This window comes from Pseudomonas sp. 7SR1 (assembly GCF_900156465.1).
GTDB lineage: Bacteria > Pseudomonadota > Gammaproteobacteria > Pseudomonadales > Pseudomonadaceae > Aquipseudomonas.
The window spans coordinates 1,355,458-1,373,516 of the sequence record NZ_LT707064.1 but is presented as its reverse complement, the minus strand read 5'-3'; the positions used below and the strand labels follow the sequence as shown (position 1 = coordinate 1,373,516).

The window sequence follows — 18,059 nt, the reverse complement described above, 5'->3', positions numbered from 1 at the left end:
ACTACCCTGTGGAACAACGCCCGTCAGGATGAGCACATCGTTATCAGAGGATGTAAGCCATGCACGGCACTTGCGCAAGTCCCGACCGATTGAATGCACAACAACGCGCCGCCCATATCCGCCAGGTCGTGCTGGCCCGGGGCGATGAGTTACGCCAGCGTTATCCGATCCTGCGGCATCAGGATGCGATGGGAGCTGGCATCCTGACGTTCGCCCTGGCGGGGATGATCGGATCGGCGCTGCTCTATATCAACGGGCATCTGGCCGGCTGGGCGTGCTTGCTGCTCAACGCCTTTTTCGCCTCCCTGACCCATGAGCTGGAGCATGACCTGATCCACAGCATGTATTTTCGCAAGCAACGCCTGCCCCATAACCTGATGATGGGGCTGGTCTGGCTGGCGCGGCCGAGCACCATCAACCCGTGGATCCGCCGCCACCTGCACCTCAATCACCACAAGGTATCCGGCAGCGAAGCCGACCTGGAAGAGCGGGCCATCACCAACGGCGAGCCCTGGGGGCTGGCGAGGCTGCTGATGGTGGGGGACAACGTCATGTCGGCGTTCATCCGCCTGCTTCGGGCCAGGACCTGGGCCCACAGGCGCAGCATTCTCAAGCGCACGCTGAAGGTGTACTTCCCGCTGGCGTTGCTGCACTGGGGCGCCTGGTATGTGTTCCTCGGTTTTCATGGGGCCAACGGCGTCGCGAGCCTGATGGGTACGTCGATCGATTGGTCGGCGACCACGTTGTCGGTCATGCACGTGATCGACATCGCCGCGGTGGTGATCATCGGCCCGAATGTATTGCGTACCTTTTGCCTGCACTTCATCAGCTCGAACATGCACTACTACGGCGACATCGAGCCAGGCAATGTCATCCAGCAGACCCAGGTGCTCAATCCCTGGTGGTTGTGGCCGTTGCAAGCTTTCTGCTTCAACTTCGGCAGTAGTCACGGGATCCATCATTTCGTGGTGAAGGAGCCGTTCTACATTCGCCAACTGACGGTGCCGGTGGCTCACCAGGTGATGCGGGAGATGGGCGTGCGGTTCAATGACGTTGGCACGTTCGGGCGGGCGAATCGGTTCGTGCGCCAGGAGGGTGTGGTGCGGGAGGAAGGCAAGGCCGTTCGGGTTTGAGGTGCACAATTTCAGGGATGGAAAACAACCCGTGGCGAGGGACTTTACCCCCGCTGGGCCGCGCAGCGGCCCCAAAAAGGTTGAGTGCAATCAGGCCTGACACCACGAGGCGGCAGTCAAAGGGCTGCTGCGCAGCCCAGCGGGGATAAATCCCCCCGCCACAGGGGGGGGCGTGGGTGACCTGAAGAATGAGTCAGAACTGATAACTCACCGTAGCCGCCACGTTGCGTTCTTCGCCCATGTAGCAGTAACTCAAGCTGGCGCAGGAGGCCACGTAGGTTTCGTTGGTCAGGTTGTTGGCGTTCAGGCGAACGTCCATGCCCTTCAAGCCGACCTTGCCCAGGTCATACCCCACCGAAGCATCGAACAGCGTGTAGGAGGGCACTTTCATGGTGTTCTCCGCATCGGCCCAGCTGTAGCCGACATATCGCACGCCACCGCCCAGTCGCAGGCCATCGAGGGCGCCGCTGTCGAATCTGTAGTCGGCCCACACCGATGCCATGTGGCGCGGGGCCTGGGTCGGTGAGTTGCCTTTGTTTTCGATGATGTCGGTGGGGGTACTCAGGGTGCTGACCATTGATTTCGAGTATTCGATATCGGTGAAGGTGTAGCTGCCCAGCAGCTTGAGCTGCTCGGTCAACTGCAGGTGCGCTTCCAGTTCCAGGCCCTGGGAGCGCACGGCACCCACGGCGCGGTAGAAGTTCTCCTGGGGCAGCTTGGTCGCCAGGTTTTCCTGGTCGATGCGGAACAGCGACGCCGTGTACAAGTCATCCGTGCCCGGTGGCTGGTACTTCAAGCCCAGTTCCCATTGCTTGCCATCGGTGGGTGGCAGTGGATTGCCGGCGCTGTCGGCGTAGGAGTTGGGGTTGAACGACTCGGAATAGCTGATGTACGGCGCCAGGCCGTTGTCGAACAAGTACAAGGCGCCGGCGCGACCGGTGAGCTTGGTGCGCTTGTCGTTGATTTCGGTGCCTTGCGGGCGACCGGATTCGGCGATGCGGTTTTCATCCGAGGTCTCGACCCAGTCCTGGCGCAGGCCGAGAGAGAAGCGCCATTTGTCCATTTCCACCAGATCTTGCAGGTAGACGCCAGTCTGCTCCAGGCGCCGCAGATAGCTGGTGGGGCTGGAGTAGGTGATGGTCGAGTTGCCGTAGACCGGATCGAAGGCGTTGATCGGCGCCAGGCTGCCGCTGGTCCAGTCCACCACAGTCTTGCGCCGCTGGTAGTCGGCGCCCATCAGCACGGTGTGTTTGGTCGCGCCGGTGAAGAATTCGGCTTGCAGCATGTTATCGACGATGAAGGCGTGGAGCTTTTCTTCGGCGCCGGTGTAATAGCGATTGAGCTCGTTGCTGGTGGGCGTCGTCCAGCCGTAGGCATAGACCTGGTCGTTCTTGACCTCCGAATCCAGGTAGCGGAAGTTCTGCCGGGCGGTGAAGACATCATTGAAACGGTGCTCGAACTGGTAGCCGAACGATTGCTGGTCACGCTCATAGCGATCGACCCCCGGTTCGCCCTCGAAGAAATTCTCGGAAATCCGTCGGCCGTTGCGCTGGTGCAGGGTACCGTCGGCCGGCATGCCGCCATGGTAGCCGCCGTCGGGGTCATGTTGCAGGTAGGCCTGGAGGGTCAGCGAGGTGTCTTCGGTGAAGTCGATGCTCACGGTGGGCGCGAGGGCGAAGCGCTTTTCCTTGTTATGGTCGAACTGGGTGTCGGACGTGTCCGCCAGGCCGATCAGGCGATAGGCGATGCGCTTGTCGTCGTCCACCGGGCCGGTGAAGTCGAAGCCCATGCCGCGCTGGCCCTGGGTGCCGACCGACGCCTGGATCTGGTGATAGGCCTCGTACAAGGGCTTCTTGCTGGTGAGCGCCACCAGTCCGCCAGGAGAACTGCGACCGTAGAGCACCGAGGACGGTCCCTTGAGGATATCGACCCGCTCCAGGAAATACGGATCGATCTGGATCGAACTGTAGGTGCCGCTGTCGCCCATGGACTTGAGGCCGTCGAGGTAGATGTTGTCCACCGAGCCATCGTTGAAGCCGCGCATCGCCACGTAGTCGTAGCGGTGGGTGGCGCCGTAGGGGTTGGTCAATACGCCTGGGGTATAACGCATGGCCTGTGACACGGTCTGTGCACCCTGGTCGTCCATCTGCTCGCGGGTGACCACCGATACGCTTTGGGAGGTTTCCCGCAGGGCGGTACTGGTCTTGGTGGCGACCTGGCTGTGGGTGGCGTTGTAGCCCTCCATGCTGCCCAGGGCATTACCCAGGGCAAAGCCCTTGATATCGGTGGTGGGCAGCGCCAGGGTGCTGACCTCGGCCTCGGTCTGCAGGACATAACTGCTGCCGTCCTGGCTGACGGCAACCAGTCCTGAACCGCTGAGCAGATGGCTCAGGGCCTGGTCTGCCGAATATTCGCCTTGCAGGCCAGGGGACTGCACGCCACGGGTCTGCTCCGGGGTACTGGCCAGGGTGATGCCCGCCTGGCGCGCGAACTGGTTCAACACATCGCTGAGGGGGCCGGCGGGAATGTTGTAGCTCTGGCGGCTGGTGCTGACGCTGTCGGCGGCGACCGCCAGCATCGGCGCGACGCCGGCACTCAGCGCCGTGGTCAGTAGCGCGGCGCGGATGGCCTGGCGCAGCAGGCCGGTGTCCGAGGAGCCGCCAAAGGGGGTCTTGAAGTGTACGCGCTCAGTCATTTACAGGTTTCCGTTGGAGTCGCTGAAGGCAGAAAAGCGTTGCTTACCTTCCTAGCCGGACAGCCGCCCAAAACCCGCCAAAAAATCAGGCAGGGCGTTCCACCGTGACCCACCAGCGGGTCCGATAACGTATCTGCACCCCGAGCGTGCGAGGCAGGACGGCCAGCAGCCTGTCGGTGTCCTCCAGGCGGAAGACGCCCGACAGCCGCAAGTCGGCGATCGATGCGGCGCATGTGAGGTAGCCCCGGCGGTAGCGTCCTACTTCGTTGAGAAAGTCCTCCAGGCGCATGTTGCGGGTGACGATCAATCCGTCCGCCCATGCACCAGCGTCCATGTCCAGCGGCGGTGCCACGGTCGCCGTGGAGGCGGAAACGAGATAGTGCTGCCCGGCATTCACCTGGATCGGCGCGCCATCGCTGCCAGTGTGGGAACGGATCACCACCCGGCCACTGCTGACACTCAGGCGCGTGCAATCGCTGTCCTGGCGCACGATGAAGCGTCCCTCCTGGCCTTCGAACAATCCCTGTCGGCTTCGTACCAGCAACGGTCGCGCCGGATCGCGCCCGCAGGTGACCATGATTTCACCGCGGGCCAGGGTGATCAGGCGTTGCTGCGAGGTGTAATCCAGATCGGCGGCGCTGTGGGTGTTGAGTTCGAGCCGTGTTCCGTCCGGCAACTGGAAGCCTCGGCGTTCGCCGGTGGCGGTTGCGAAATCGGCGGTCCATGGCTGCCCGCCCAGGTCTTTGCCCAACCACGCGGCGCAGCCCACCAGTGCCACGCCAGAAAGCAGTTTCAAGGCCTGCCTGCGGTCGAGTCGCCGGGCGCTGTTCTCCAGGGTTTCGAGGGCGATGTGGGCGCCGGGCACGGCTCGCAGGTTCGAGGTCAGTTCGCTGTGCAGCGATTGCACCCGCTGCCAGGCCAGTTCGTGTTCGGGATGGGCAGCGCGCCAGACCTCGCACTGTTGACGCAGGCTCGGATGAGCGGCGTGGTTGCGCAGGCGCAGCACCCAATTGATCGCTTGCCTGACCACTTGCTGCGAGGGTCCGTTGCGGCGGCCCATGGGGTCAGTGGTCATAGCGCAACACGTAACAGTGATACAGCGCATCGGCGACATAACGTTCCACCGAGCGCAGGGAAATGCCCATGTGTTCGGCGATCTGCTTGTAGGTCAGGCCTTCGCATTGGGCCAGCAGGAAGGCCCGGCGCACCTTTGGCTTCAGGCCTTCGAGCATCCTGGCGATGGCCTCCAGCAGTTCCAGGATCAGGGCCTGGGCTTCGGCGCCAGGGACTTCGGCTTCCGGCAGATGGGCTATGGTTTCGAGGTATGCCCGCTCGATCTCTTCCCGCCGCCAGTGGTCGATGACCAGGCCTTGGGCAATGGTACGCAAAAAGGCACGCGGGGCCTTGAGTTCCAGGCGCTCGGTGCGCTGCAGCAGGCGCACGAACGTATCCTGGGCCAGGTCCGCCGCATCCGCGGCGTTGCCGAGCCGATTGCGCAACCAGGTATGAAGCCAGCCGTGATGGTTGATGTAGAGCGCCTGCACTGCAAACTCGGGAGATGACATGAACGCGACGCCCTGGGTGTCACAAATGATAATAGGTCGCATTGTCATCAGCGTCCGGAGAATTTGCAACCACCGTTCGACTGTCGCGGCCTTCCGTCGCCCAGTTTTTTAAAGTCCTAATTTTTTTCCCGAACTTGCCGACAGAGGAATATGCGTGCACCAAAATGGAGCGGGGTTCCCTCCCGCCCGCGCTGTCACATGGAATGTTGCAACCCGGAATGCACCCCCACTCTCTGCAGAAGAAGTCCTCATCGATGAATCTAAAGTTCAGCCATAAGATCCTGCTGGCCGCCTCTGGTGTAGTAGTGTTGGCTTTCGCCCTGTTCACCCTCTACAACGATTATCTGCAGCGCAACACCATCGGCCGCAGTCTCGAATCGTCCATCGAGCAATCCGGCGAGTTGACGGCCAGCAGCGTCCAGAACTGGATGAGCGGCCGGGTGCTGGTGCTGGAAAACCTGGCGCAGAACATCGCCCATCAAGGCGTCAGTGCCGACCTGCCGGGGCTTGTGGACCAGCCGGCGCTGACCTCCAATTTCCAGTTCACCTACGTGGGCCAGGCCAACGGTGTGTTCACCCAGCGCCCCGACGCGAAGATGCCCGACGGCTACGACCCGCGCCAGCGTCCCTGGTACAAACAGGCGGTCGCCGCCGACCGCACCATGCTGACCCCGCCCTATATGGCCGCGGTCGGCGGCCTGGTGGTCACCATTGCCCTGCCGGTGAAACGCAACGGCGAGCTGCTGGGCGTGGTGGGCGGTGACCTGAGCCTGGAAACCCTGGTGAGAATCATCAACTCGGTGGATTTCGGCGGCATCGGGTATGCCTTCCTGGTCAGCGGCGACGGTCAGGTCATCGTCAGTCCGGACAAGGACCAGGTGATGAAGAACCTCAAGGACATCTACCCCGGCACGCCGGTGCGCATCGAGAAAGGCATCCAGGAAGTGGAACTGAACGGACAGGACCGGATCCTCTCGTTCACACAGGTGGCGGGCCTGCCGAATGCGCAGTGGTACATCGGCCTGTCGATCGATGAGGACAAGGCCTATGCACCGCTGAGCCAGTTCCGTACCTCGGCGCTGATTGCGATGTTCGTCGCGGTGGCGGCCATTGCGCTGCTGCTGAGCCTGTTGATCCAGGTGCTGATGCGCCCGCTCACCACCATGGGACGCGCCATGCAGGACATCGCCCAGGGCGAAGGCGACCTGACCCGGCGCCTGGTGGTGCAGAGCAAGGACGAGTTCGGTGAGCTGGGCAGCTCGTTCAACCAGTTCGTGGAACGTATCCACGCCTCGATCGCTGAAGTCTCCTCCGCTACCCGGCAGGTGCACGACTTGTCGCAGCGGGTGATGACTTCGTCCAACGCGTCGATCATAGGTTCGGATGAGCAGAGTGCCCGCACCAACAGCGTGGCGGCGGCCATCAATCAGTTGGGGGCCGCGACCCAGGAAATCGCTCGCAACGCCGCCGATGCCTCGCAGCATGCCAGCGGTGCCAGCGAACAGGCTGAAGACGGCCGCCAGGTGGTGGAAAAAACCATCCAGGCGATGTCCGAACTGTCGGAGAAAATCAGCCTCTCCTGCACCCAGATCGAAACGCTGAACGCCAGCACCGACAACATCGGGCACATCCTGGATGTGATCAAGGGCATCTCCCAGCAGACCAACCTGCTGGCCCTGAACGCCGCCATCGAAGCAGCCCGTGCCGGCGAAGCCGGGCGCGGTTTCGCGGTGGTGGCCGATGAGGTGCGCAACCTGGCGCACCGCACCCAGGAGTCGGCGGAAGAGATCCACAAGATGATCACCTCCCTGCAGGTGGGTTCCCGTGAAGCGGTGACCACGATGAACGCCAGCCAGGCATCCAGCGCTGAAAGCGTGGAGGTCGCCAACCAGGCCGGCCTGCGGCTGGTCAGCGTGACGCAGCGCATCGGCGAAATCGACGGCATGAACCAGTCGGTCGCCGCCGCGACCGAAGAGCAGAGCGCCGTGGTGGAAACTCTCAACATGGACGTCAGCCAGATCAACCTGCTGAACCAGCAAAGCGTGGCCAATCTCAATGAGACCCTCAAGGATTGCGATGCCTTGTCCCAGCAGGCCAACCGCCTGAAGCAACTGGTGGACAGCTTCAAGATCTGACCCAGTCGCCGGGCCACCGCCATCGCGAGCAAGCTCGCACCCCAAGGGGATTGGCGGTTAGCCTGGATCTTGAGTTCGCTGCGACTCAATGCGAAAGCTTGCTCGCGATGACGTCGGTACAGCGGGCATCACCGCCGACTGCATCACCACCTTCGCGAGCAAGGGGCTGGTGCTTACGTGAACATTCCCTGCACATTGCCCATCGCCTCATCGGCGAAGCCCTGCAGGAAGTCCCTGAAGCCCGAGGGCGTATGGGCGTCGGTGTGGTCGGCGATGATGGTCCAGGTGGCGCGACAGCGCTTCGGCGCCAAGGGCTCGACCTGCATCGATGCCCACAGGTTATCGATGCCCAGGGTGTTGTAGACCAGTGTCCAGGTCATGTGCATGGCCTGGTCGTCGCGGCTGTTGAGCTGCTCCACCACCAGGTTCTGCCCATCGGCGAAGAATTTCTTGCGCAGGGACCTCACGCCCTCGCCGGTCATTTCGATGCGCGCAAGCGCCGGGATGAATCGGTTGAAGCCACCGAAATCACCCACCAGTTCCCAGACGCGGGCCGCATCGTCGGCGACCTCCACCGAGGTTTCGACGTGGCAGGCCCGGGGGTTCCTGATCAGGGTGTCGGGTTGGAATGTCTTCATGGTCTTGCTCCTTTTTTTGCGGTTGGGTGTTTCAGATGAAATCGATGGCCTTGAGGTAGTCGGCGCCGCGGCGCAGCAGCGCCGGGGACTTTTCCGGGTAGCGGGCGCCCATCTGTCGTACGCCGGTCCGGGCGTTGTCATGACGGATCATCGAGATGTCGCCGATGTCTTCCTCGAACCCGTTGAGATAGAAGCCCAGTACCCCGAACAGCGCGTTGTCGGCATCGACGCGGCCCAGTTGCCGCTGCCAGTCCGCGACGCTCACCAGGGAAAACTCGCGACCGCTTTCACGGAACGACGCCACATAGGCGTCCCAGCTCAAAGGCTCGGGATTGTGCAGGTTGAACACCGCCTGGGTCGGCTGGTAGCGACTGGCGTGGAAGGCGATGAAGCGGGCCAGGAAGTCCACCGGCATCAAGTCGAAGTTGAGTGACAGGGCCGGTACCTGGCCCAACTGGATCGAGCCCTTGAGCATCAGCATCAGGCGATTCTTGTGGGGCTGGCAGACCCCGGTCAGGCTGTTGAAACTGATGTTGCCGGGGCGAAACAGATTGACCCGCACGCCACGCTCCCGGGCCCGTTGCAGGATCCGTTCGCCCACCCATTTGGACAGGTTGTAGCCGTTCTTGATGTAGATCGGCGGCGTCGCTGCGGCGGGCTGCTCCAGGACCTGGCCGTCGGCGTCCAGGGCACTGGAGGCCGACAGGGTGGAGATGAAGTTGAAGACCTTCTTGCTGCGTCCTTCGCACAGGCGCAGGCATTCGAAGATCGGTTCCACGTTGTCCCGTGCCAGCGACTCGTAGTCGAGCACGTGATTGACGTGGGCAGCGTTGTGCACCAGCGCGCCGAAGGTCTGGTCGATACGGGCATAGACGTCATCGGGCAGGCCCAGTTGCGGCTGGGTGATGTCGGCGGCATGGACGCTGACCCGACTCAGGTCCAGGTGGGTCAGGCGGTTGTCCTGCAAGGCTTGGGCAAAACGTTCGGCGGCGCTGTGCCTGGCGGATGGACGCACCAGGCAGGCCACCTCCGTGGCACCCCAGGCCAGCAAGGCCTCGACAATGTGCACCCCGAGAAAGCTGTTGGCTCCCGTCACCACCACCTTGTGCACATCCCCGCACTGGCTGATGGGCAACGGATCGATGTCCAGTTCGGCCTCGGCATCGATGAACGCCTGCGGGCTGAGGACCGATGCGCCACTTGCTCCGGGATCGTCGAGCAACTTGGCCAGGGTGATCAGGGTGGGCGCTTCGATGAAGCGATTGATCGACAGGCTGCGGCCGAACGCCTGGTGGATATTCAGCAACATCTGCGACAGCAGGATCGAATGTCCCCCCAGGTTGAAGAAGCTCTCATCGATGGCAATGTCTTCGGCAGGCAACTCCAGCAGCTCGGCCCACAGCTGTCGCAACTGTGCCTGCAGTGGGTTCTGTGGCTGTCGATGCTCTCCTGAGGACGATACCTGCACCGGCAGGGCAAGCAGGGCCCGGCGGTCGACCTTGCCATTGCTGGTGTAGGGCAGGCTGGGCAATTCGACGTAGGCGGCGGGATGCATGTAGGCGGGCAGCGTCTGTTGCACATGCTCGCGCAAGGCCTGGAGCGCGGCGCCGGGCCGGTCTTCCCGGGGATGGACGAGAAACGCCAGGATCCGTCGCCGCTCATCCACCCCCACCGCCACTTGCCGAAACCAATGGCTTTGCCGCAGGCAATGCTCGATCTCTTCCGGCTCGACCCGGAAGCCGCGGATCTTCACCTGGTTATCGCGCCGGCCGCAGAGCACGATGCCGTTGTCGGTCCACTGGCCGATATCCCCGGTACGGTAGGTGCGCAGGGTGTTCTCGCCGGGCAGTGTGAGGTCGAGGTAGCGGCCCGCAGTCAGCGCCGGGTCATTCAGATAACCCAGGCCTACCCCCGGTCCGGCGATGTAGAGCTCGCCGGGTGTGCCCTGGGGCACCGGTTGCCGGTGCTCATCCAGAATCAGCAGGCGAGCGTTGGCGATGGCCACGCCGAGGTTGCGGTTGTTGTCGCCCACGGCGAATTGTCGCGTGGTGGCGAGCACGGTGGTTTCGGTCGGGCCGTAGATGTTATGGAACTGGCACTGCGGCGCCAGGCGCTCGATCACGAACGGCTCGCAGACATCCCCACCAGTGATCAGGTGCTCCAGGCCCAGCGGTGCATCCAGCGGCATCACACTCAGCAGCGCCGGCGGAAGGAAGGCGTGGGTGACATGCTGCTCACGAATCAATGTCACCAACCGCCGCGGGTCGCGACGCTGGTCCTCGTCGGGTATCACCAACAGCGCGCCCTGGCGGAAGGTCGGCAGGATATCCAGCAACGACGCATCAAAATTGATGGTGGAAAACTGCAGGGCCCTGCTGTCTCGCTGCAACCCGACATAATCGGCGTACCAGGCACAGAAGTGGCTGAGGTTGCGATGGCTGAGCAATACCCCCTTGGGCCGGCCGGTGGTGCCGGAGGTGTAGATCGCCACGGCCGGCTCGTCGACCTCCACCCTGCGGCGGATCAGCGAGGCGGGAAAGCCAGGCCGGGACGATGGCAGTCGTTGCACGTCCAACGCAGGCATCGCCAGTTCGCCCAGGTCGCAGTCGCCATCGTGCAGCAGCAGGTCGGCGGCGGCATTCTCCAGGATGAAGCGCCGCCGCTGCGCCGGGTGTTGCGGGTCCAGGGGCAGGTACACGGCGCCGCAACCGAGCACCGCGAGAATGGCCGCATACAGCGGCGCGGACTTGGGCAGGCAGACGCCGATCACCCTGGGGGAAGTGCATGGACCGATCCGCTCCAGTATCGCTTGCTGCAACCTCAACGCCAGGCTACGCAAGTCTCGGTAATCGATGAGCCGGCCTTCGACCCAAAGCGCCGATCGGGTTGCGTCATCGAGCATGCGCTGTTCGATGTCGTGCATGACCGGCACCTCGGCGGCCGCCAGCAGCCACGGCACCGCTGGACCGTTGAGCCGGTGCTCGAAGGCCAGCGCCTCCAGCATATCGAGGCCGTGCAAGGGGGACTCGACGGTATCGGCCGGGGCCGTCGACCAGTGAGCGAAGCAGGCTTCGTCCCGTGACAAATGGCTGACCAGGCGCGCCGCGTGTTCCACTACCACGGCCACTGTGCGCAACCGCAACGACTGGCCGTTGCCCGAGCTTTCCGGGGCGACGACCTCCCGGCATAACGGACGCTGCCCGGCGTCGAGAAACACCACCACCGGTTGCGGCAGGACTTCGCCGGGCACGGCCAGTAACGCCATCCGCACGTGAAGGTGCGAACGGGCGGCAATGGCGCCAGGCACGGTCGCATCGTCGATCAACAGGTCGACCGCGCCAGGGTCGGCCGGAGATTGGAAGTGGACGACACCGTGGCCGTGCAATTCAAGTTCGCGGGCCAGTTCGGCCATGGCCAGGCTGGTGCCAGACACTGCGATTTCGAGACGTCTCATCGGCTTCTCCTCATGGGGTCAGGTAGTCGGCCAGGGCCTCACGCACGCAGGGCGAGGCGAGCATCGAGCTGCCGCGGAAAAACCGCGTGATGTTGCCCACCAGCGGGTGAAAGCGATTGATGGGATAGGCCAGTGCGCCGGCCTCTTCGCGCAGCGACTGGCGCACGGATTCGTCGACGGGCAGGTGAGCGATCAACTCGAAATCGAAAGCCTGCTGCAGGTCGCTCGCCAGGTATTGGACGATGAAGCCGGGCATCAGGCGCGCGATCGCTTCGCGGTCTTCTTCGCAAGCGGTGCGCCAGTACATCTGCACCAGTCGCGTCCAGAAACCCGAGTGCCGGCCTTCGTCCAGCAGGTGATCGGCCATCAGTCCCTTGATCGACGCCTTGACCGAATCGTCCCGGGCGAAGGCTGCCACGTCGTTGGTCACGGTGTTTTCGGCAATGGCGATACAGATCAGCTCCACGGCGCTGAGCAAATGCCCGGGCGCCTGGGCCAGGGTCGCCGGTATGGCGCGACTCAACTCGATCTGTGCAGGCAACGGGATCGGTTCTATGCCGGTCATGTCGATGGTCTGCTGCATGAAATCCATGGCCACCAGCGCGTGATAGTCCTCGTCCACCACCACCGTCATCGCGTCGTAGCGGCAGGCGAACGGGAACTCGATGCCGAAACGATTCTTGGCAATGCGCCGGGCGGTGTGGTCCACCAGTTCAGTCTCGAAGATCACCACATCGTTGATGAATTTGTAGAGACTCTGCACCAAGGCAAAGTCGCGCAATTGCGGGCAATGACTGAGAAAGGTCTGGCTGTGCACCAGCGGTTGACGACTCATGGGAAAAATCAACTTGTCGTCGTTTTCCACGCAGCGTCGAGGCCGGGTGCGGATCGTGGCGCGGGTTTCCCAGGCGTCGGCGAAGGACTGGTACTGGACCGCGCTCATGGCATCACCTGCGCGACCGGTTGGGTCATGCTTTCGTGCAAGCCGTCCCACAAGGCCGCACGGCTGTGAACCGCGGCGAGCGCGGCGGACAGCACTTCGGTCTCGCGCTGCGGGTCGCCGTCGATCAGCCGGGCCAGCAGTTTTTCCGCGGCCGGGCCGTGATCTTCCGAATCCACCTCGATGTGCCGTTGCAGGTAATAGCGAAACGTCGGCGCCTGGTCCAGGCCAATGCCCCAGTCGTCCAGCATCCGCTGGAACATTTGCGGGATGACGCTTTCACGACCGTGTACGAACGCGGCCGCCACGCTGTGGGCCGGGGCGTGCAAGGCGGTATGCAGGGTCTGGCGGACGAACCGCGCCGCCGCTGGCTCCACCTCGACACTGTCCAGCGCGGTATCGGGATTGACGCCTTCCTGTTGCAAGGCAATGAATCGCTCGATCGCCCGGGTGTCCGCACCGACCTCACGCATGGCGTCCAGGTACAGTTCGAAATGGCTGCAATAGCCCGCCCCCGGACGATCGTCCGATTCTTCGCCCAGGACGATCTCGTTGATCAGCCGGGCGGCATGGGGGTCGGCGGGTGGCAGCCAGGGTAGCTGGACGCAGGTCAGTTCCCGTTGCAGCCGCTTGGTCAGCGACATGAAGTCCCACACGGCAAACACGTGACTTTCCATAAAGCGGCGCAACAGGTCGATTGAAGTTATTTCGGAAAAAACCGGATGTAGGCCAAGTTCACGTTTCTTCAGGATAAGTTGCTCTTTGGTTGGCTGCATTGGAACGTCCTCATCAATGATGTTTGACCGGAAGGTGGCTCGAGATTTAATCAAGGCGAGCGGGTGCCTGAACCGGAGTCCATGAATAACTAAAGTGTTCGCAGTAATTGCGTGCTGCTGGCTTTGCGGCCTTTGTTTCTGGTTTCTCTGTGAGGTTTTTCAGCGTCGATGGAAGCGCGACGTAGAAAAAACTAATACACGAAACAAGTAAGCGGCAAGAACTTTTTTAATTATTTGAAGTTGTACTTTTATTGGGTGCGAGTAGTGCTTGTAAAACTTTTTATATAAGTTTTATTGGGGCGAAGAAGCTCCTTCCGATTTATAGCGATCAGAATCGAATAGTTCGAGTGAATGCCTCACCCGGAGCACTTCAGGGGACAGGGAATAAGAAGTTTGGGTTTTTAAGGGCCGGAAGTCGTTCGGACATACGATCCTCCCGCCGGTTGGGCGACGCTCCTTGCGTGGTGGCTTCGATTCGCCTGGCTGACGCCGGGCGCTGACTTCTTCAGGTCTGTTTTTTGAATCGACAAACGCAAGAGTGAGCCCAAATCGGCGGCAGTGCCATTGGGCTGGTGCGACGATGAGGCGCGGCGGCGGCCAAGCCCGTCAGGCAGGCGGCAAGACGGGTAGGAGGGATGTGTAAGAAAGTGATACGTCGATGGCTTGGCGGGTGAGGTCAGTCCTGCGACTGCTCCAGGTACCGTCGGATGGTTACGCAGGCTTTTTCCAGATGGTGCTCCAGCAACGCCACCGCATGGTCGATATCCTTGGCTGCCGCCGCCTCGAGCAGGGCACGATGATCGTCCTGGGTCAGCTTGCCCAGCCCCATCGAAGACAGGTGGAAGCGCAGGAAACGCTCTTCTTCATTGAGCTCGCGCTCCACCAGGTCCAACAGCTTGCTGTTGGGGGCCTTGTGGTAGAGCGACATGTGGAACAGCCGGTTGAGCCGGCCGATTTCGGCGTGATCGGTTTGCGCTTCCAACTGGTCGATGTATCGAGCGGCCTGGGCCAGGTCGTCGGCGTCGAGCAGCGGGATCGACAGGCGCAAGGCGAAGGCTTCGAGGACTGCGCGCAATGCATAGGTCTCGATGGCATTGTTGGTGATCAGCGGGGCCACCACGGCGCCCTTGTGCTGGACCACGTTGAGCAGCGATTGGGCCTCGAGCTGGCGCAATGCCTCGCGCACCGGCATGCGGCTCACGCCGAACAGGTCGGCCAGTTCCTGCTGGCGCAGGGCGGTGCCACGGGGCAGGCGTCCATCGAGAATGGCCTCGCGCAGGGAGCCTTCGATGATCGAACGTGCCTGGGCCGCAGGGACGGGCTTGTTCACCTGGATAGTGCTTAACGGCTTGGGCTTCTGTGTCACGACAACGCACCCTGGCTGGTAGTAACGAAATTGGATCCAAGCCAACACTAGTTACAGTTTCTCATGCCGTCAAAATCTGACGGCTCCGGTTCCTGAACTAAAGTTTAGCGCGCCTGGGATGATTTCACCCTGCCATTGTCTTTTCCCGGGCCAGGCTGCACCATCCAACGAATTTCCCCACGGCCCTTTTCCGGACGTATTTCCCTTGGCTGCACCTTCCACAGTCCTCAGGTCCTTGCGCTGGTTGTGTTCGGCATTGTTGCTGGCCGGCCTCATGCTGGGTGGCCTGCGGGCCGACTGGGACTTCGCCCAGATCAGCCGGCGGGCCCAAGGGTTGTACGGGCCGCTGGGCGAAGGACAGCAACGGATCGATGCCTGGCAACAGCTGCTGGCGACCCAGAAGCAGATCCCGGAACTGGAACAGCTCAAGGTGGTGAACCTGTTCTTCAACAAGCAGGTGCGCTACGTGGAAGACATCGACCTGTGGCGTGAAGTCGACTATTGGGAAACCCCCATCCAGGCCCTGTGGAAGGGCGCCGGCGATTGCGAGGACTACGCCATCGCCAAGTATTTCAGCCTGCGCCATCTCGGGGTGTCCAGCGACAAGCTGCGCATCACCTACGTCAAGGCGCTGCGGCAGAACCGGGCACATATGGTACTGACCTACTACGCCACCCCCGATGCCATGCCCTTGGTGCTCGACAGCCTGATCGACGGCATCCAGCCGGCCAGCCAGCGGACCGACCTGCTGCCGGTCTACTCTTTCAATGCCGAAGGGCTATGGCTGCCGGGCACCAAGGGCAACAAGAAAGTGAGTGACACCAAGCGCCTGTCCCGGTGGCAGGATGTGTTGAAGAAAATGCAGGCCGAAGGTTTTCCGGTCGAGACTAACTAGGAGCGCGCGCTCAGATGTCCTTGTTCAAACAACTGTTGATCGCTATCTGTCTGTTCCTGGTGGTCGCCTTCAGCGGCAGCTTCATGGTCAGCCTGGAGAGCTCGCGGACCCAATACGTCAATCAGCTGCGTTCCCATGCCCAGGACGCGGCCACGGCGCTGGCGCTGTCGTTGACACCGAACATCGACGATCCGGCGATGGTGGAGCTGATGGTCAGCTCCATCTTCGACAGCGGTTATTACGCCAGCATCCGCGTGGTCGACGTGGCCACCGACAAGACCCTCGTCGAGCGCACCGGCGTGCCGGACGCCGGCAGCGTGCCGCAGTGGTTCGTCAAGCTCATCGGCCTGGAGCCGGCCGGTGGCGATGCCATCGTCAGCCGCGGCTGGGAGCAGGCGGCGCGGGTCGAAGTGGTCAGCCACCCGATGTTCGCCCTCGCCAAGCTCTGGCAGAGCGCCCTGGGCAGCCTGGGCTGGCTGTTGCTGTGCGGCGCCGTGAGCGCGGTGCTGGGGGCCTTGCTGCTGCGGCGTCAGCTCAAGCCCCTGGACTACATGGTGCACCAGTCCCATGCCATCGCTCGTCGCGAGTTCCTGAGCCTGCCGGAGCTGCCGCGTACCCCTGAATTGCGTCGCGTGGTGCAGGCGATGAACCAGATGGTCGAGAAGCTCAAGGCGCTGTTCGAGGAGCAGGCCGAGCGCAGTGAAAAACTGCGGGTCGAGTCCTACCAGGACAACCTGACGGGCCTGGCCAACCGGCGTTATTTCGAGATGCAGCTCAATGCCCGGGTGAGCAATCCGGAGCAGGCCAGTTCCGGTTATCTGCTGCTGCTGCGGGTCAAGGACCTGGCCGGGCTGAACCAGCGACTGGGCGGGCAGCGTACCGACCAACTGCTCAAGGCCGTGGGCGAACAATTGCTGCGTGAGTGTGCCCGCTACCCTGAAACCCACAACCTGGTGACCCGCATCCGCGGCGGCGAATTCGCCGTGCTGGCGCCGGGCCTGGTACGTGAAGAGGCGCTGCAGCTGGCGCAGAATCTCGAAGCGGCGTTGGCAAGCCTTCACGCCACCGGCGCGACCGACGTGGCGTCGGTGGCCTCCATCGGGCTGGCGCCGTTCGTCCACGGCGATTCGCCACAAGCGGTGCTCCAACTGGGCGACCAGGCCCTGGCACAGGCTGAAAGCCAGGGTGAACCCGGTTGGGCCTGTCTCGAACACAGCGCGTCGGCCAGCGTCGGTGACGATCACCATGCCTGGCACACGCTGCTCGACCAGGCGTTGAGCAATCAGCGGTTCGAGTTGTATTTCCAGCCGGTGGTGGCCGCCCAGGACACCCAGCTGGTGCTGCATTACAAAGTGCTGTCGCGGCTGCTCGACGACCAGGGCCAGACCATCCCGGCCGGGCGCTTCCTGCCTTGGCTGGAGCGTTTCGGCTGGACTGCGCGGCTGGATCGCCTGATGCTCGAACAGGTGCTCAAGCAGATGGCCGGGCACGAGCAAGCCCTGGCATTGAACCTGTCCTCCGCTACCCTGGCCGACCCCCAGGCACTGAACAGGATCTTCGAGATCCTGCGCGCCCATTCCAACCTGGGGCCGCGCCTGACGCTGGAGATCGGCGAAGAGCAACTGCCCGAGCAAGCGGTGCTGGAACAACTGACCCGACGCCTGCGCGAACTGGGCTTCTCCCTGAGCCTGCAGCGTTTCGGTGGACGGTTCAGCATGATCGGCAACCTGTCGCGGCTGGGACTGGCCTACCTGAAAATCGACGGCAGCTACATCCGCGCCATCGACCAGGAAAGCGACAAGCGTCTGTTCATCGAAGCCATCCAGCGCGCCGCCCACAGCATCGACCTGCCCTTGATTGCCGAGCGGGTGGAGACCGAAGGGGAACTGGCGGTGATTCGCGAGATGGGGTTGTTCGGCGTGCAGGGGCAACTGGTGGGCGAACCCCGGCGTTGGGTGTGATCCTGAACCACTGATCGTTCCCATGCAGAGCAAGGGAAGGATCAGTCAGCCCGGCTAGATCAACCCTTTCTCATCGTCATCGATCAAGCGGCTCAGCCCGCCCAGCGCTTCCCGGGCCTGGTTGCGGTCCATCAGCTTGGCCTGGGCCGCCGGCGGCAGGTCGGTGACGCGGATGACGCCCTTGGCTGTCAGGACCTGGATCAGGTCGTCGAGTACCCGAATCATCTCCAGGTCGCTCTGCTTGAGCTGCTTGAGGCTGTTCTCTACCGCCTGGTTGGCGAACCAGTCCTGGATCTCGTGATTGTCGGCCGGCAGGGTTTCGGTGGCCTCGGCATAAGCGCTGGCCTCCACGCGCACCAGCAGGCCTTGTGCATCGCGTTGCACATAAAACATCGGGCATCCCTCATGTATGAAGCGGCGTCATGCTGGGCAGCATAGGCCAACTGTGCGGGAGTATGAACCCTTATCCCCAGGAGAAGGAGCAAGCGCTCTCTCCTGGGG

General features: G+C 62.7%; 13 protein-coding genes. 4 read left to right on the top strand and 9 right to left on the bottom strand.

What is annotated here, in order from left to right; translation table 11 throughout:
• The first annotated feature begins 59 nt into the window (after positions 1 to 59).
• The gene (locus BW992_RS06175; protein ID WP_076405779.1) at positions 60 to 1,133 is read left to right on the top strand and encodes a fatty acid desaturase; all 1,074 of its coding nucleotides are present in this window, start codon (positions 60 to 62) and stop codon (positions 1,131 to 1,133) included.
• Between the two features lie 193 nt (positions 1,134 to 1,326).
• Here BW992_RS06175 and BW992_RS06170 read toward each other — a convergent pair whose 3' ends face one another.
• From BW992_RS06170 to BW992_RS06160, 3 genes are all read right to left on the bottom strand, one after another.
• Entirely contained in the window at positions 1,327 to 3,828 is a 2,502-nt protein-coding gene (locus tag BW992_RS06170) for a TonB-dependent siderophore receptor (RefSeq protein ID WP_076405777.1), read from the bottom strand.
• A gap of 85 nt (positions 3,829 to 3,913) precedes the next feature.
• Complete coding sequence (locus BW992_RS06165) at positions 3,914 to 4,903, bottom strand: FecR domain-containing protein (RefSeq protein ID WP_072398983.1); 990 nt, start codon at positions 4,901 to 4,903, stop codon at positions 3,914 to 3,916.
• On the bottom strand, positions 4,893 to 5,393 hold the full coding sequence (locus BW992_RS06160) for a sigma-70 family RNA polymerase sigma factor (RefSeq protein WP_072398984.1): 501 nt from the start codon (positions 5,391 to 5,393) through the stop codon (positions 4,893 to 4,895). Before BW992_RS06160 ends, BW992_RS06165 begins: the two co-directional genes overlap by 11 nt.
• Positions 5,394 to 5,647: 254 nt before the next feature.
• Here BW992_RS06160 and BW992_RS06155 point away from each other — a divergent pair, with 254 nt between their 5' ends.
• Positions 5,648 to 7,528, top strand: a complete 1,881-nt coding sequence (locus tag BW992_RS06155; protein WP_076405775.1) for a methyl-accepting chemotaxis protein — start codon at positions 5,648 to 5,650, stop codon at positions 7,526 to 7,528.
• A gap of 173 nt (positions 7,529 to 7,701) precedes the next feature.
• Here the strand turns inward: BW992_RS06155 and BW992_RS06150 are convergent, their stop codons facing one another.
• The 5 genes from BW992_RS06150 to BW992_RS06130 form a co-directional block, all read right to left on the bottom strand.
• Positions 7,702 to 8,166 (bottom strand): SRPBCC family protein, encoded by a 465-nt coding sequence (locus tag BW992_RS06150; protein ID WP_072398986.1) that lies wholly within the window; start codon positions 8,164 to 8,166, stop codon positions 7,702 to 7,704.
• 31 nt (positions 8,167 to 8,197) lie between these two features.
• The gene (locus BW992_RS06145; RefSeq protein WP_076405773.1) at positions 8,198 to 11,620 is read right to left on the bottom strand and encodes an amino acid adenylation domain-containing protein; all 3,423 of its coding nucleotides are present in this window, start codon (positions 11,618 to 11,620) and stop codon (positions 8,198 to 8,200) included.
• 10 nt (positions 11,621 to 11,630) lie between these two features.
• On the bottom strand, positions 11,631 to 12,563 hold the full coding sequence (locus BW992_RS06140) for a diiron oxygenase (RefSeq protein ID WP_076405771.1): 933 nt from the start codon (positions 12,561 to 12,563) through the stop codon (positions 11,631 to 11,633).
• The gene (locus BW992_RS06135; RefSeq protein WP_072398989.1) at positions 12,560 to 13,336 is read right to left on the bottom strand and encodes a DUF3050 domain-containing protein; all 777 of its coding nucleotides are present in this window, start codon (positions 13,334 to 13,336) and stop codon (positions 12,560 to 12,562) included. The genes BW992_RS06140 and BW992_RS06135 overlap by 4 nt, the downstream gene beginning before the upstream one ends.
• 676 nt (positions 13,337 to 14,012) lie before the next feature.
• A complete protein-coding gene (locus BW992_RS06130) occupies positions 14,013 to 14,702 on the bottom strand; it encodes a GntR family transcriptional regulator (protein WP_072398993.1) in 690 nt (229 codons plus the stop codon).
• 274 nt (positions 14,703 to 14,976) lie between these two features.
• On the opposite strand from BW992_RS06130, the gene lapG reads away from it, so the two are divergent.
• Complete coding sequence (gene lapG, locus BW992_RS06125) at positions 14,977 to 15,597, top strand: cysteine protease LapG (RefSeq protein ID WP_442961962.1); 621 nt, start codon at positions 14,977 to 14,979, stop codon at positions 15,595 to 15,597.
• A 14-nt stretch (positions 15,598 to 15,611) separates the two neighbouring features.
• Positions 15,612 to 17,558 (top strand): cyclic di-GMP receptor LapD, encoded by a 1,947-nt coding sequence (lapD, locus tag BW992_RS06120; protein WP_072398991.1) that lies wholly within the window; start codon positions 15,612 to 15,614, stop codon positions 17,556 to 17,558.
• A 54-nt stretch (positions 17,559 to 17,612) separates the two neighbouring features.
• Here the strand turns inward: lapD and BW992_RS06115 are convergent, their stop codons facing one another.
• Positions 17,613 to 17,951: a tryptophan synthase subunit beta gene (locus tag BW992_RS06115; protein WP_072398992.1), complete on the bottom strand. Its 339-nt coding sequence runs from the start codon at positions 17,949 to 17,951 to the stop codon at positions 17,613 to 17,615.
• Positions 17,952 to 18,059 lie beyond the last annotated feature (108 nt).

Coding starts and splice junctions, on each gene's coding strand:
- BW992_RS06175 (WP_076405779.1), top strand. CDS start 60: ATGCACGGCACTTGCGCAAGTCCCGACCGATTGAATGCACAACAACGC.
- BW992_RS06170 (WP_076405777.1), bottom strand. CDS start 3,828: ATGACTGAGCGCGTACACTTCAAGACCCCCTTTGGCGGCTCCTCGGAC.
- BW992_RS06165 (WP_072398983.1), bottom strand. CDS start 4,903: ATGACCACTGACCCCATGGGCCGCCGCAACGGACCCTCGCAGCAAGTG.
- BW992_RS06160 (WP_072398984.1), bottom strand. CDS start 5,393: ATGTCATCTCCCGAGTTTGCAGTGCAGGCGCTCTACATCAACCATCAC.
- BW992_RS06155 (WP_076405775.1), top strand. CDS start 5,648: ATGAATCTAAAGTTCAGCCATAAGATCCTGCTGGCCGCCTCTGGTGTA.
- BW992_RS06150 (WP_072398986.1), bottom strand. CDS start 8,166: ATGAAGACATTCCAACCCGACACCCTGATCAGGAACCCCCGGGCCTGC.
- BW992_RS06145 (WP_076405773.1), bottom strand. CDS start 11,620: ATGAGACGTCTCGAAATCGCAGTGTCTGGCACCAGCCTGGCCATGGCC.
- BW992_RS06140 (WP_076405771.1), bottom strand. CDS start 12,563: ATGAGCGCGGTCCAGTACCAGTCCTTCGCCGACGCCTGGGAAACCCGC.
- BW992_RS06135 (WP_072398989.1), bottom strand. CDS start 13,336: ATGCAGCCAACCAAAGAGCAACTTATCCTGAAGAAACGTGAACTTGGC.
- lapG (WP_442961962.1), top strand. CDS start 14,977: ATGCTGGGTGGCCTGCGGGCCGACTGGGACTTCGCCCAGATCAGCCGG.
- lapD (WP_072398991.1), top strand. CDS start 15,612: ATGTCCTTGTTCAAACAACTGTTGATCGCTATCTGTCTGTTCCTGGTG.
- BW992_RS06115 (WP_072398992.1), bottom strand. CDS start 17,951: ATGTTTTATGTGCAACGCGATGCACAAGGCCTGCTGGTGCGCGTGGAG.